This window comes from Candidatus Corynebacterium faecigallinarum (genome assembly GCF_052264515.1).
Lineage (GTDB): Bacteria > Actinomycetota > Actinomycetes > Mycobacteriales > Mycobacteriaceae > Corynebacterium > Corynebacterium faecigallinarum.
Genome location: NZ_JBQQOC010000012.1, coordinates 26,676 through 39,919, shown reverse-complemented (window position 1 = coordinate 39,919; position 13,244 = coordinate 26,676). Strand labels below are relative to the sequence as shown.

The following is a 13,244-nucleotide window of genomic DNA, read 5'->3' as shown; positions in this document are numbered from 1 at the left end:
GGCTCCAGCAGTTCCCACAATTCAGGTCGGCGCGGCAACCAGGGCGGCTCCGGCCACTCAGGTCAGGGCGGACAGGGCGGCCAGAACAAGCGCCGCCGGGTCGTCCGCGGCAGCCGCGCCAACGGCGGCGATGTCGTGGGTGGCAGCTCCCGGGGCAGCGGCTCCCGCGGCGGTAGCCCGAAAGGCAGTGTGAAGGGTAGCCCGAAGACGGGCAACGCACAGTCCGGCAACGCGCCCTCCGGCGGTGCCAAGTCCGGCGGCGGCCAACAGGGCGGCGGTGCCAAGGGCAACCGCCAGCGTTCACGCTCCGGCCAGGGCCAGCGTCAGCAGGGCAACCGCCCGCAGAACCAGCGCCAGAACAACCAGCGCCAGCAGAACCAGCGTCCTGCTGCCACGGCGGTGGCCAAGGCCGCCACCGCAGCAACCGCAGCCAGTCCTGCGACAGCCGGTGTCCCGGCCGGTGTCGACACCTCGACAACCTTCGGCGACATGGGTCTGCCGGTGCCGGTGGTCCAGGAACTGACCGCCCAGGGCCTCAAGCACCCCTTCCCCATCCAGGCCGCCGCCATCCCCGATGCCCTGGCTGGCCGGGACGTCCTCGGCCGTGGGCCCACCGGCTCCGGCAAGACCTTCACCTTCGGTCTGCCAGTGATCACCCGGCTTACCGGCGGTGCTTCGGCGACCCACCGCCCGCGGGGGTTGATCCTGGTCCCGACCCGTGAGCTCGCCCAGCAGGTCGCGGGCCGACTGCGTCCGCTGGCCGAATCCGTCGGACAGCGCGTCATCGAGGTCGTCGGCGGAGTCAACATCAAACGCAACCTCAGCGCCCTGGCCCGGCCGGTGGACATCCTGGTGGCCACTCCGGGCCGCGCCGAGGACCTGTGCAACCAGAAGGCACTGGACCTCTCCGCAGTGGAGATCCTCACCCTCGACGAGGCCGACCAGATGGCAGACATGGGGTTCCTCCCCCAGGTGCGCCGACTGATCAACCGGGTCCCGGAGGACGCCCAGCACCTGTTCTTCTCCGCCACCCTCGACGGTGACATCAACGTCCTGGTCAAGCAGTACATGAACGACCCTGTCACCCACTCCACCGGTGAGGTGAAGGCCAAGGTCGACACCATGGACCACTTCCTCGGGGTCGTGGCGGACAAGCCGGCCCGCAACGACGTCGTCCTGCAGCTCGGCCGGGCATCCACCCGCACGATCATGTTCATGCGCACCAAACACACCGTGGACCGTCAGGTGAAGAAACTCGTGCGTGACGGCACACCGGCCGTCGGTCTGCACGGCAACAAGGGCCAGGGTGCCCGGACCCGTGCGGTCGACGAGTTCTCGACCGGCAAGGCCACCGTCCTGGTCGCCACCGACATCGCCGCCCGCGGTATCGACATCAAGGGCGTCGACCTGGTGGTCCACATCGACCCGCCGGCCGAGCACAAGGCCTACGTGCACCGTGCCGGACGCACCGCCCGTGGTGGAGAGTCCGGCACCGTCCTGACCCTGACCACCGCCGACACCCGGCGGGACACCGAACAGATGATGCGCAAGGCCGGGGTCACCCCGACCGAGTGGGTACTCGACAAGCACGGCATCACCGCCTACCTCGGCGAACTCGGACTGCACCGGTAACCAGACGGATCGACGATTCCCATGGACATCCTGCTCAGCATCCTCGGCCTCCTCGGCTTCGTGCTGTTGACCGCCGGCACCGGGCTGTTCGTCGCCGTGGAGTTCGCGACGACCAGCCTGGAACGCTCGACCATCGAGAAGGACGTCGCCGAGCGTGGCGACGCCGCCTCCCGCATGGTCAAGCGTGCCCACGGCAACCTGAGTTTCATGCTCTCCGGCATGCAGCTCGGCATCACCCTGACCACCCTGGCCACCGGCTACCTCGCCGAACCGATCCTGGCGAGGTTCTTCACCCCGGTGCTGGAGTTGGTGGGACTGAGCGAATCAGCCTCCGGCACGGTCGCGTTGATCCTCAGCCTGATCATCGCCACCGTGCTGTCCATGGTCTTCGGCGAGCTCGTGCCGAAGAATCTGGCGATCAGCAACCCGCTGGGAGTCGCCCGTGTGCTCACCCGGCCGGTGTGGCTGTTCAACAAGGCCTTCCACTGGTTCATCCAGGCGCTCAACGGGAAGGCGAACTTCATCGTCCGGCGCTTGGGCATCGAACCTGCCGATGAGCTGGCCTCGGCCCGTTCACCCCAGGAGCTCTCCGCCCTGGTCCGGCACTCCTCGGGCTCCGCGGGGTTCAGCTCCTCGAAGGTGCGCATCCTGGACCGCTCCCTGCGGTTCGGCGATGCCACCGCCGAGGACGTGATGACCCCGCGGTCCACCGTCGTCACGCTGGAGACCACCGACACCGCCCTGGACCTGATCCGCGAGGCCCACGAGTCCGGGCATTCGCGTTTCCCGGTGGTCAACGGTGATCTCGATGAGACGGTCGGGGTGGTCCACGTCAAGGACGCCCTGACCATCCCTGCGGCAGAGCGTGCGACCACACCGGTACGCACCCTGGCCCGGACGGTACCGACCGTGCCGACCAGCCTGGGCGGCGACGCGGTGCTCGACCTGGTGCGGTCGGCGGGCTCCCAGCTGGTGCTGGTCGCCGACGAGTATGGCGGCACCGCTGGCATCGTGTCCATCGAGGATGTCGTCGAGGAGATCCTCGGCGAGGTCTGGGACGAGCACGACAACCGTGACGAGGACACCGAGGTCCGTCGTCGTGGGCAGCTGTGGGAGATCTCCGGGTTGGTTCGCTGCGATGAGCTGGAGGACGCCTGCGGCTACATTCCGCCGGACGGCCCCTATGAAACGCTCGGTGGGCTGGTGATGTCCACCCTCGGACGTATCCCGGCCGAGGGTGACACCGTCCTGTTGCCGGCCAGCACCACCCGCGAGGCCATCGACGTGCTGACCGCCGACACCCCGGTGCGGTGGGAGGCCACCGTGGATTCCATGGACAACCGGCGGGTCGACAAGGTGACCTTGCGCCCGGTGACCGAACCTGACACCGCCGATACCGAGGGAGGTGACCACCGTGGGTGACCTCTGGGCAATCCTCTTCGCCGTGTTTCTGCTCGCGCTCAACGCCTTCTTCGTCGGGGTCGAGTTCTCGCTGATCTCCTCGCGCCGTGACCGCGTGGAGAACCTCGCCGCGGCGGGAAATCGGCGCGCACCCAAGGTGCTCTACGCCATGGAACACCTCACGATCATGCTGGCCGGCGCCCAGTTCGGCATCACCGTGGCATCGGTGCTGCTGGGTAAGGTCGGCGAACCGGCAATCGCGCACCTCATCGAGGCGCCCTTCCACGCCATCGGGATGCCGGACGACCTGCTGCACCCGGTGTCATTCGCGATCTCCCTGCTGATAGTGACGATCCTGCACATCATCCTCGGCGAAATGGTGCCGAAGAACATTGCGCTGGCAGGTCCGGAGAAGGTGGCGACAATTCTCGTCACCCCGCACCTGTTGTTCTGCAAGCTGGCCCACCCGATCATGGTGTTCCTGAACTGGATCGCCCGCATCACGCTGCATGCCTTCGGTGTGGAGCAGCGTGATGAGCTCGACTCCACCGTGTCCCCGACCGAGCTCGCCGAGATGATCTCCGAGTCCCGGTCGGAGGGTCTGATCGACCAGGCGGAAGCCACCCGACTGTCGAAGGCCCTCGACTCGTCGAAGCGCACGCTCCGCGAGGTGCTGATCCCCTCCGACCAGGTACACACCCTCGCGATGGGCCCCAAGGGAATCACCGTGGGCCAGGTGGAGGACGCGGTGTCCGAGACCGGGTACTCCCGCTTCCCGGTGACCGGGGCCGACGGGGCCTACCTCGGCTACGTCCACGTCAAGGACGTACTGGACAACCTGCTCGACCCGGCGACCGGCCGGGATCAGCTGCTGGATCCGGAGGACGTCCGGACGTTGATCACCGTCGAGGGTGGGGCGAACTTCGACCAGGCGATGATCCAGCTCCGTCGCACCGGTTCACACATGGCCGAGGTCTTCCACGACGGGCGGATCGTCGGTGTGATCACACTGGAGGATGTCATCGAGGAACTGGTCGGCACCGTGCGCGACTGGAGCCACGACGACTGATGGTCGGGCAGGTGCCCGGGCGTAGGATTCAACGCATGGAGGGAAAGGTGACAGTGCTCAGCGCCGAACAGTGGCGCGCCCAGCAACGCAGCCACGTCGAAACGGTGGACGCTCTCACTGCCGCACACCGCGCACGGCGGTCGCAGGGTGAGCGTCACCCGGTGTGGGACTTCATGTTCACCTACTACCCCGTGAAGCCGTCTGCCCTGCGGAAGTGGAGCCCGGGACCGGGCATTGCACTGGTTCTCGACGGCGCTGCGACGGGCAGGAACAGCGATTCCATGGTTGCCGGGAATGACGGGAATGCCGGAGATCCACTGCCCGCGGGCCTGAACGGACCGTCCTACTTCCGCGTCCAGTACGACGCCCCCAGCGGCACCACCGTTGCCATACTGGACACCGAGGCCTTCGCCACCGCCCGGGGCCGGGCGGTCAGGCACATCCACCGGCTACTCACCGCCACCGCCGCCCGTCCGGCCCAGATGAACTGCTTCGGCATGCACGAGTGGGCGATGGTCTACCGCGATACCCCACGACACCCGGAACGACTCCGGTTGGGCCGCGACGCCACCGATGCCGTGGTCGAGTCATCCCGGCTGCGCTGCACCCATTTCGACGCCTACCGGTTCTTCACCTCCCCCGCCGCCCCGCGAAACTCCCTGGCTCTGACCCGCGAGTCCCAGGTGGATCTGGAGCAGCCTGGCTGCCTGCACGCCACGATGGACCTCTACAAGTGGGCGACGAAGCTCGGCCCGCTGATCCCCGGGGATCTCTGGTTGGACACCTTCCGGCTGGCCTGCGATGTCCGGGCGACCGACATGGAGGCCAGTCCCTACGATCTGGCGGACTGGGGGTTCGAACCAGTGCAGGTGGAGACCCCGGCAGGGCGTGCCGAGTACGTCCGACGGCAGCGTGATTTCGCCGACCGCGGCCGGGATCTTCGCGGAAGGATCATCTCGGTGATCGAGGATTGCTATCCTCATCTGCAACGACACTCTTCCGCCATTGTCAAGGAGACCGCCGATGTCACGACACGCAGCCACTGATTCCCCCACCCGTCTCGCCGCGTGGATCTGGGTCGTGTTGGCGGCCCTTCTCATTGCAGCCGTGGTGGTGGCGTGGACGGTCATCTCCGGCGACGACGAGGACTCCACCACCGCCGAATGCATAGACGGCGACCAGGAGTTGCTGGTCTGGGTGGATCCGGCGGCTGCGGAGATCGCAGAACAGCTGGTCGACGACTACAACGACGCTTCCCCGGTCGTGCGCGACCGATGCATCACCGCCACCTACGAGGTCCGGCCGACCGCGGATGCGGTGCGTGCCTACCGTGAGGGTATGCCTGGGGTCGCACCGGTGTGGATCCCAGCTGGTACCGGTTTCATCCCTGGTCTGTCCGGTGCCCCTGGCAGGGTACCGATCGTCGGTACCGACGACCTGGTGCACGTGGTGCCTGACGGGGCCGATGCGGCACCAGGGGCGGCTGCAGTGCCGATCGGTCCGGAGAACATGGTCTCGGTGTTGGCGGCTATCGCCGCGGTTCCCGACGACGACCCGGCGGTCGACGCGGTGGGCGCATCAGTCGGACGCTCCGCACATGAGCGCATCACACTGCAGCAGGCCGAGAATGACGGGCTGCCGTTCTACAGCTCGGCCGCATTCGCCGACGGCAACACGGTCGGCGAGGTCCAGTTCCCCCTGGTCGCGTTCGGATCGTCCCCCTCTGTCGACGAGACCGATGCGCGTATCGCCGCTGATTTCCTTGCCGTGTCCACCCCGGAGCAGGACGGGGAGGATATCACGCCGGAACCCGCGTCACCTCGACTGGCGAGGTACGCGGGACTGGACTGAGCGGCTAGGAGGACTTGCGACGGCGGCGTGCGGCCAGCTCGTCGGCGGCGGAGTCCACGACCGGCTCGGCGTCCTCCGGAGCCTGGGCAGGCTCCGACGGGAAGGCGGTGATGGTACCGCTGAGTTCCTTCATCAGGCCCGGGACGGCGATGCCGAAGACGCCCTGTCCACCGGCGAGCAGGTCGATGACCTCCTCGGGCGAACGGCACTCGTAGACGGTCTTGCCGTCGGAGACCAGGGTGATCCCGGCGAGATCGTCTACACCGAGGTTGCCGAGCTTGTCCACGGCCCGACGGATGTTCTGCAGGGAGATGCCGGTGTCCAGCAGTCCCTTGACGATCTTGAGCACCAGGATGTCACGGAAGGAGTACAGGCGCTGGGTACCGGAGCCGTGAGCGGTGCGGATGGAGGGCTGCACCAGCTTGGTGCGTGCCCAATAGTCCAGCTGGCGGTAGGTGATGCCGGCGACCTGGCAGGCGATGGTGACACGGTAGCCGACTTCCTGGTCGGGGCCGTCCACCTCGAACAGTGCGTCCTGCTGGGGCGTCTGCGTCGCGAAGTCGGCGTCTGACGCGGACTCGGCGTTCTGCCGGGAGTCGATGCGCTCCATGGGTTCTCCTGTACCTGGCGCACCTGCACGCACGCCTGTCATTCAACTGATGTCAACAGTAGACGGCTTCGGCGTGGAGTCAACCCCGCCGCGTCTAACTCTCAACTTGAGGTCGAGGGTTACTTTAACACCAATCGTCACACGACACACCTGTAACAACACGCGTGTCGTTCAGTAGCACAAGAAAATTCCCCCACGACCGCGCCAGCAGTCCCCCAGGCTCAGCGCGGCAGGTTCCCCTTGATCAACGCCGCATGCAGCGAGACCACCAACGCCGAGATCTCACGGCTCAGCTCGGCGGAACGCTCCCGGGCGTTCTCGTCCCGACCATGCGCCACCGGCTCGGCAACCCGGTTGACCAGGCCACTCTGGCGCTGCGCCTGCGTGACCAGGGTCTTGAGGTGACGGTTGTCGATACCGTACTCCCCGATCCGCGAGGCGATGCGTGCCACATCGACATCATCGACCGAGAAGAACCCGGCGGCGTCAGGGGTGAACATCCCCATCTTCACCAGCGAGGCCACGAAGGCCTCGTCCACCCCGGCCTGGGAACAGATGTCCGTGCGGGTCAGCCTGCGGACCGTCGCCTGTCGGAACTGGTCGGGGGTGACCGTGCCGGCCACCGAACGGCGGGAGTCCACCGGAGTGACCTTGCCGGAGTCCATGGCCTCCAGCTGCTCCTTGATGACCTTCAGTGGCAGGAAGCTGTCACGCTGGTTGGCCAGGATGTAGCGCAGCCGGGAGATGTCCTCCGGGGAGAACCGCCGGTAACCCGACTTGCTGCGCTGCGGGGTGATCAGCCCCTCGGACTCCAGGAAACGGATCTTGGAGACCGAGACATCAGGGAAATCAACCTGCAGCTGCTTGAGCACGTCCCCGATCGACGAGGTCGGCAATACCCTGCCCGCACGGGCGGGCGACCCCATGGCCGACCGGCCAGGGGTTCCGGAGTCTTCCGGCAGTGCGGGCATCGATGCCATCGACGACATGGATCCGGACTACGCTTCCTTGGCGCCGTTGAGGAAGACCAGACGGAACTTGCCGATCTGGACCTCGTCGCCGTTGCTCAGCACCGCGGAGTTCTTCGGCTCGCGGTTGACGTAGGTGCCGTTGAGGCTTCCGACGTCGACGACCTCGTACTGGTTACCGTTGCGGCGGAACTCCGCGTGACGGCGCGAGACGGTCACGTCATCGAGGAAGATGTCGCTGTCGGGGTGGCGGCCAGAAGCGGTGGTGTCCTGGTCGAGCAGGAAGCGCGAACCGGCGTTCGGCCCACGCTTGACCACGAGGAGCGCAGAACCTGAGGGCAGGCCCTCGACCCCGGCGGGAGAGGATTCAGCCTGCGCACCGGTCTCCATCTCCTTCAGGAGGTCGGCGCGGAAGACCGAGGTAGTCTCAACCGAGGCTTCCGGGATCCCGGTGTTGTCGCTCATGTTTCAATTCCTCCTGGAATCTATTTGCTCTGTCACTGTCGGGTGTTCGTCCCCTCCGCTGGTCGCGGATGAGAACACGGTGCGGCAGGCGGTCCGCCTGCGATTCGCTTCCATCATACTACCGGGTGAGCCGTCGGCATGGCGTAAATGCCTCGCCGTGGGGTGTGGCAGGGGGTTAGCGGAAGATCGCCGCAATCGACCCGACCACGGATCCTCCGGACGAAGACAAGGGATTGTCGTTGACCATATAGGTCCAGGTTGCGCTGGGCTTGTGCAGACCCAGGCCCTCCAGATCGGCTCCGTCGGCAGTGACGGTGACTTCGCTGAAGGTCTCCCGAGCCTTCGCCACGGCCCGCTCGGCGAGTTCGCCGAAGGCAGCGATCGACATCCGGTGGAACTCGTCGATCGGGCTTTCCCGGGCGATGGCGCGCAGGTGTATCGACTCCCTGATGTCGTCCAGGTAGGCCAGGTGCTCACTCCATTCAACGTCCAGGTGGTAGAGCATGATCTCGCGGGCGGCCTGGTGCAGGACCTCATCCTCGATACCCGCAGCCTGCAGTTGGCCGGCGCGCTCCACGTCGTGGTAGCTGAGATCCTCCCACGCCGTGTCGGTGTCCAGCACCTTGTTGCGCCGCTCGTTGACGATCTCACGCTGGTCGTTGATCAGCTTGTTGTACTTCCACGTCGTGGCGTGGATGTCGAGCATCTGTCCTTCTGCGACCCGCTGGCAGTGGTCGATGAACAGCAGTACCTTCTTCTGGGTCAGCTGTCCGTCCTCGTCGGGTTGGGCGCGCAATTCCTCACCGGAACCGCCGACGCCGACCACGTCGTCCTCCAGGGAGACGAAGAACACCGAGGATCCGGGGTCCCCCTGTCGTCCTGCGCGTCCGCGCAGCTGGTTGTCGAGACGTTGGGAACGGAAACGTCCGATGCCGACGACGTGCAGTCCGCCGAGTTCCACGACCTTGTCGTGCCCGTCGTCACCGGCGTGGTCCTCCCCTGATCCACCCAGCCGGATGTCGGTGCCACGTCCGGCCATCTGGGTCGACACGGTGACGTGACCGGCCCGCCCTGACTCGGCGACGACCCCGGCCTCGGCCTCATGGTTCTTCGCGTTCAGGACGCTGCAGTCGATACCGCGTTCCTGCAGAGCCTCGGCAATCCGCTCGGATTCCGCGATGTCCTGGGTGCCCACCAGCACCGGCTGCCCGGTCTGGTGGATCGTGGCGATGTGCTCGATCGCGGCAGTGTCGCGGTCCTCCTCGGAGACGTACACCCGGTCCTGCTCGTCGAAACGCCTGGTGGGGACGTTGGGCTCGATCACGCTGACCGACAGGTCGTAGAACTGCCGGAGCTGGTCACCGGCGGCCACCGCGGTACCGGTCATCCCGCATTTGCCCGGGTAGAGTCCCAGCAGTGCCTGGACGGTGATCTGGTCCAGGATGCGTCCACCGCCGGTGACCTGCAGTCCTTCCTTGGCTTCCACGGCCGCCTGCAGGCCGTCCGGCCAGCGCTGCAGCTCAGCCACCCGGCCGCGTGAGCCGTCGATCAGGGCGACCTTGCCGTCACGGACGATGTAGTGGACGTCGCGGGTCAGCAGGTGCTGCGCGTGCAGTGCCACATTGACCTGGGACAGCAAGGATCCCGGAGCATCTGCGTCACTGTCAGCGTCGCCATCGCTACTGTCCCTGCCACCGCCATACAGGGACTCGATGCCGAGCCCCTTCTCCACATATCGGGCGCCGGAATCGGTGAGGAAGACATTGCGTTGGTCACCAGCGACGGTGAAGTGCCGGTTCTCCTCCATGCCGCGCACGATGTCGGTGATCTGCCCGGCCGGTGCCGGTCCGGGCTCGGAACCGGCGAGCACCAGCGGGACCAGGGCCTCGTCCACCATGACCGAGTCCGCCTCGTCGATGATCGCGACGTCCGCCGGGGTGCGCACCGCATCGGCGCGGCGGGTGATCAGCTGGTCGCGAAGTACGTCGAAGCCCATCTCGTTCACCGCCCCGAATACGATGTCGCGGCGGTAGATCTCCCGGCGCTCGTCACCGTCGGCCTCCTCGGCGATCGCCCCGTGGGTCAGCCCGAAGAAGTCGAGCAGCGGGCCCATCCACTGCTCGTCACGTCCGGCGAGAAAGGAGTTGACCGTGATCACGTGCACCCGTCGACCCTGCAGGCCATAGCCAACGGCGGTCATTGCACCGGTCAGTGTCTTGCCTTCACCGGTGGCCATCTCGATGACATCGCCGACGATCATGCGCAGCGCACCCTGCAGCTGCACATCGAAGGGGCGCATGCCGATAGTCCGCTCGGCGGCTTCACGGATCGCGGCGAGCAGCTGCGGAGCATCATTGATGACGGGGGCGTCGCCGGTGGTGACGCATCCCTTGGCGATCTCGACGATCTCCTCGTCGGTGGCTGCGGCGAGCTTGTCGGCGACATTGGCCGCCTCGCCCACGATGGTCTTCGACTTCTTCTGGTTCGCCGTCGCCGACGAACCCATGGCCTTCCAGAACCAGCCGAATCCGGCCATTCTCGCCTCCGCATCGATGTTCTTCGGGCAGCCTTCGGGCAGCCTCGGATGATCTCGTCTCCCACACGGTACCCGTCTAGTGTTGTGCCCGTGGCATCACGAAGCGTCTCCTCGGTCAATGTTCAGATCCCGCGTCCGGCTTCCGACCCTGTCGCCGGTCCTGCCCCCGACACCATCACCGGCACTGTGGACCTCCCCGGCGACGTGGCCGGCCTGTCCCCCGAGGACTTCCGGGCCGCGAATGTCCCCGTGGCACTGTTCGCCCACTGCTTCACCTGCAACCGCAACGTGCCCGCGGCGTTCCGGATCTCCAAGACCCTCGCCCGGCACGGCATCGCCTGCCTACGCATCGATTTCTCCTCATTGTTGTTCTCCGAGAACCTCGCCGACCTGGAGAGCGCGGCGAGGTGGCTGGACCAGCGGCTCGCCGCACCGTCCCTGCTGGTCGGCCATTCCCTCGGCGGGGCGGCGGTACTCCAGGTCGCCCACCGTCTCGCCTCGGTGCGGGCGGCGGCCACCATCGGTGCACCGTTGCGTCCGGCGTCGGCGGCACGGACGTTGATGGAGTCGGTGGATGCTGTAGACCGGGCCGGTAGAGAAGCCCCGCAAGACGCGGCGGTGCAGGTGACGCTCACCGGACGCGAGATCACCCTTCCGACCGGTTTCTTCACCGACCTCGCCGACAACTCGGACGCCGACCGAATCACCCACGACGTCCGCGCCATCTCGGCGAACCCGGCAGACCTGCTGGTGCTGCACTCCCCGACCGACCAGACCGTCCCCGTCAGCGAGTCGCAGCGGATCTTCGACGCCGCCGGGTGGCCGAAGTCGCTGATGAGCCTGCGCGACTCCGACCACCTGCTGACCAGACGCGGCTCTGCGGTGCGGGCCGGGGAGATGATCGCCGACTGGTTCGACACGCTCGGCTGACACGCTAGGCTGTGAAGCCATGAGCAACATCACCTTCATCCCCACCGCAGACCTCGTCGACATCATCGGGGCGGACGTGCGCAGCTGCGACACCCAGTTCCGCAACCTCGGCGGCCACGTGGACTTCTGCGGCCCGATCACCACCGTCCGCTGCTTCCAGGACAACGGCCTGGTCAAGAAGATCCTGCAGGAGGACAACCCCGGCGGCGTGCTCGTCGTCGACGGTGACGCCTCGGTCCACACCGCCCTGATGGGTGACATGATCGCCGAGTTCGGTATGGAGCACGGCTGGGCCGGGGTGATCATCAACGGCGCGATCCGCGACTCCGCCGCGGTCGGCGGCATGGAGTTCGGCTGCAAGGCCCTGGGCACCAACCCCCGCAAGTCCGCCAAGGACGGCGCCGGCGAGCGCGACGTGGTCGTCAGCTTCGGCGGGGTGGACTTCACCCCGGGCCACATCGCCTACGCCGACGCCGACGGTGTGGTCGTCACCGACGCCCCGGTCGATCCGCCGGCCTAGGGCGAGCCCGGCCGGTCCCCTCGCGCTCCCGCCGACCCCCGCCGAGCAGGCGATTGGCGAAGTCGAATCCCGGTGTTGTAACCTATGCGAGGTCCAGAGATGGACCGGCGGACTGTGGCGCAGTTTGGTAGCGCACTACACTGGGGGTGTAGGGGTCGCAGGTTCAAATCCTGTCAGTCCGACCATTTTCCCACCCTTCACGGGGTGGGATTTTTTCATGTCCGGGGTGCCTACGGGGAGTAGCCTGGCGGCATGGCGAAACTCCAGCGTTCACGTAACCACCGGGTCGTAGCAGGGGTCTGCGGCGGGATCGCGGACTGGCTCGGCTGGTCGCCGAACACCGTGCGTCTCCTGTTCGTGCTGTCCTTCATCTTCCCCGGACCGCAGGCGATCTTCTACTTCGTCGCCTGGATCTTCATGCCTGCACAACGCTGAAGGACTTCTGACAGCTCAGGAGAGTGCCGGTAAAGTTGTGTGGCAGAACGTTCCTTCCGAATCCACCACACCGAGAGGACGCCATGTTCACCCGCACCACCTACTCCACGGCCCGGACCACCCCCGCCCTCCCGCCTGAGCGCCGGCACCGCAGACTGTGCCTCGCGGCGGTCGGCGTCACCGGGCTCCTGGCCCTGTCCGCCTGCAGCACGGACGAGACCACACAGGACACCACGGAGAACACCACGGAGAACACCGCCGATGCTGCAGACTCGACCGGTTCGGAGAGCACCACCGACACCGGGTCGTCGGACGTACTCGCCACGGCGTCGGTCGCCAACGCCGACGGCGAGGAGGTCGGCACCGCCGAGATCTCCGGGGCCGACGGTGCCTCCGAGCTCTCCGTCGACGTCTCCGGGCTGGAGCCGGGCATGTACGGCATGCACCTGCACGCCGTCGGCGCCTGCGAGCCCGACAGCACCGCCCCCGACGCCGATGCAGACGATCCGGAGACCGGTGACTTCCTCTCCGCCGGCGGGCACCTGGGCGCCGACGGCCACGACCACCCCGACCACGGCGGCGACCTGCCCGCCCTGCTGGTCAACGAGGACGGTTCGGGGTCGATGACGGTGACCACCGACCGGATCGATGAGGCGGAGCTGCTCGACGACGACGGTTCGGCGATCATCATCCACGAAGACGCCGACAACTACGGCAATGTGCCGGAGCGCTACGCCCCGGACGGCCCCGACGAGGACACGTTGTCGACCGGGGACGCCGGCGGCCGCCAGGCCTGCGGCGTCTTCGAGGCTGTGTGACGCCTCGTG

13 protein-coding genes and 1 tRNA gene are annotated in these 13,244 nt (G+C 66.9%); 10 read left to right on the top strand and 4 right to left on the bottom strand.

Features of this window, described 5'->3' with window-relative positions; translation table 11 throughout:
* The first annotated feature begins 489 nt into the window (after positions 1-489).
* From ACTXPP_RS08015 to ACTXPP_RS07995, 5 genes are read left to right on the top strand one after another with little or no spacing between them, the layout of a single operon-like run.
* Positions 490-1,632 (top strand): DEAD/DEAH box helicase, encoded by a 1,143-nt coding sequence (locus tag ACTXPP_RS08015; protein WP_443341752.1) that lies wholly within the window; start codon positions 490-492, stop codon positions 1,630-1,632.
* Positions 1,633-1,653: 21 nt separating this feature from the next.
* Positions 1,654-3,054, top strand: coding sequence for a hemolysin family protein (locus ACTXPP_RS08010; protein WP_443341683.1), 1,401 nt, complete (start codon positions 1,654-1,656; stop codon positions 3,052-3,054).
* Positions 3,047-4,102 (top strand): hemolysin family protein, encoded by a 1,056-nt coding sequence (locus ACTXPP_RS08005; protein ID WP_443341681.1) that lies wholly within the window; start codon positions 3,047-3,049, stop codon positions 4,100-4,102. The genes ACTXPP_RS08010 and ACTXPP_RS08005 overlap by 8 nt, the downstream gene beginning before the upstream one ends.
* A 35-nt stretch (positions 4,103-4,137) precedes the next feature.
* Positions 4,138-5,148, top strand: coding sequence for a 3-methyladenine DNA glycosylase (locus tag ACTXPP_RS08000; RefSeq protein WP_443341679.1), 1,011 nt, complete (start codon positions 4,138-4,140; stop codon positions 5,146-5,148).
* The gene (locus tag ACTXPP_RS07995) at positions 5,126-5,953 is read left to right on the top strand and encodes a hypothetical protein (RefSeq protein WP_301494199.1); all 828 of its coding nucleotides are present in this window, start codon (positions 5,126-5,128) and stop codon (positions 5,951-5,953) included. The genes ACTXPP_RS08000 and ACTXPP_RS07995 overlap by 23 nt, the downstream gene beginning before the upstream one ends.
* Positions 5,954-5,957: 4 nt before the next feature.
* Here the strand turns inward: ACTXPP_RS07995 and ACTXPP_RS07990 are convergent, their stop codons facing one another.
* The 4 genes from ACTXPP_RS07990 to secA2 form a co-directional block, all read right to left on the bottom strand.
* The gene (locus ACTXPP_RS07990; protein WP_301494201.1) at positions 5,958-6,563 is read right to left on the bottom strand and encodes a MerR family transcriptional regulator; all 606 of its coding nucleotides are present in this window, start codon (positions 6,561-6,563) and stop codon (positions 5,958-5,960) included.
* Between the two features lie 221 nt (positions 6,564-6,784).
* Positions 6,785-7,534, bottom strand: coding sequence for a transcriptional regulator FtsR (ftsR, locus tag ACTXPP_RS07985; protein WP_443341750.1), 750 nt, complete (start codon positions 7,532-7,534; stop codon positions 6,785-6,787).
* Positions 7,535-7,561: 27 nt separating this feature from the next.
* On the bottom strand, positions 7,562-7,996 hold the full coding sequence (gene odhI / locus ACTXPP_RS07980) for an oxoglutarate dehydrogenase inhibitor Odhl (RefSeq protein WP_301494203.1): 435 nt from the start codon (positions 7,994-7,996) through the stop codon (positions 7,562-7,564).
* A gap of 175 nt (positions 7,997-8,171) precedes the next feature.
* Complete coding sequence (secA2, locus tag ACTXPP_RS07975; RefSeq protein ID WP_443341677.1) at positions 8,172-10,532, bottom strand: accessory Sec system translocase SecA2; 2,361 nt, start codon at positions 10,530-10,532, stop codon at positions 8,172-8,174.
* 90 nt (positions 10,533-10,622) lie between these two features.
* Between secA2 and ACTXPP_RS07970 the strand changes: the two genes are divergently transcribed.
* The 5 genes from ACTXPP_RS07970 to ACTXPP_RS07950 all read left to right on the top strand — a co-directional run bounded on the left by ACTXPP_RS07970 (position 10,623) and on the right by ACTXPP_RS07950 (position 13,235).
* Positions 10,623-11,462, top strand: a complete 840-nt coding sequence (locus tag ACTXPP_RS07970) for an alpha/beta hydrolase family protein (RefSeq protein ID WP_443341675.1) — start codon at positions 10,623-10,625, stop codon at positions 11,460-11,462.
* A gap of 19 nt (positions 11,463-11,481) precedes the next feature.
* Complete coding sequence (gene rraA, locus ACTXPP_RS07965) at positions 11,482-11,982, top strand: ribonuclease E activity regulator RraA (RefSeq protein ID WP_301526009.1); 501 nt, start codon at positions 11,482-11,484, stop codon at positions 11,980-11,982.
* A 108-nt stretch (positions 11,983-12,090) separates the two neighbouring features.
* A tRNA-Pro gene (locus ACTXPP_RS07960) sits at positions 12,091-12,167 on the top strand.
* Between the two features lie 67 nt (positions 12,168-12,234).
* Complete coding sequence (locus ACTXPP_RS07955) at positions 12,235-12,417, top strand: PspC domain-containing protein (protein WP_301443601.1); 183 nt, start codon at positions 12,235-12,237, stop codon at positions 12,415-12,417.
* Positions 12,418-12,500: 83 nt separating this feature from the next.
* Positions 12,501-13,235, top strand: a complete 735-nt coding sequence (locus ACTXPP_RS07950; RefSeq protein ID WP_443341673.1) for a superoxide dismutase family protein — start codon at positions 12,501-12,503, stop codon at positions 13,233-13,235.
* The last annotated feature ends 9 nt before the right edge of the window (positions 13,236-13,244 follow it).

Coding starts and splice junctions, on each gene's coding strand:
- ACTXPP_RS07950 (WP_443341673.1), top strand. CDS start 12,501: ATGTTCACCCGCACCACCTACTCCACGGCCCGGACCACCCCCGCCCTC.
- ACTXPP_RS07955 (WP_301443601.1), top strand. CDS start 12,235: ATGGCGAAACTCCAGCGTTCACGTAACCACCGGGTCGTAGCAGGGGTC.
- odhI (WP_301494203.1), bottom strand. CDS start 7,996: ATGAGCGACAACACCGGGATCCCGGAAGCCTCGGTTGAGACTACCTCG.
- ACTXPP_RS07990 (WP_301494201.1), bottom strand. CDS start 6,563: ATGGAGCGCATCGACTCCCGGCAGAACGCCGAGTCCGCGTCAGACGCC.
- ACTXPP_RS07995 (WP_301494199.1), top strand. CDS start 5,126: ATGTCACGACACGCAGCCACTGATTCCCCCACCCGTCTCGCCGCGTGG.
- ACTXPP_RS08000 (WP_443341679.1), top strand. CDS start 4,138: ATGGAGGGAAAGGTGACAGTGCTCAGCGCCGAACAGTGGCGCGCCCAG.
- ACTXPP_RS08010 (WP_443341683.1), top strand. CDS start 1,654: ATGGACATCCTGCTCAGCATCCTCGGCCTCCTCGGCTTCGTGCTGTTG.
- secA2 (WP_443341677.1), bottom strand. CDS start 10,532: ATGGCCGGATTCGGCTGGTTCTGGAAGGCCATGGGTTCGTCGGCGACG.
- rraA (WP_301526009.1), top strand. CDS start 11,482: ATGAGCAACATCACCTTCATCCCCACCGCAGACCTCGTCGACATCATC.
- ftsR (WP_443341750.1), bottom strand. CDS start 7,534: ATGCCCGCACTGCCGGAAGACTCCGGAACCCCTGGCCGGTCGGCCATG.
- ACTXPP_RS08015 (WP_443341752.1), top strand. CDS start 490: ATGGGTCTGCCGGTGCCGGTGGTCCAGGAACTGACCGCCCAGGGCCTC.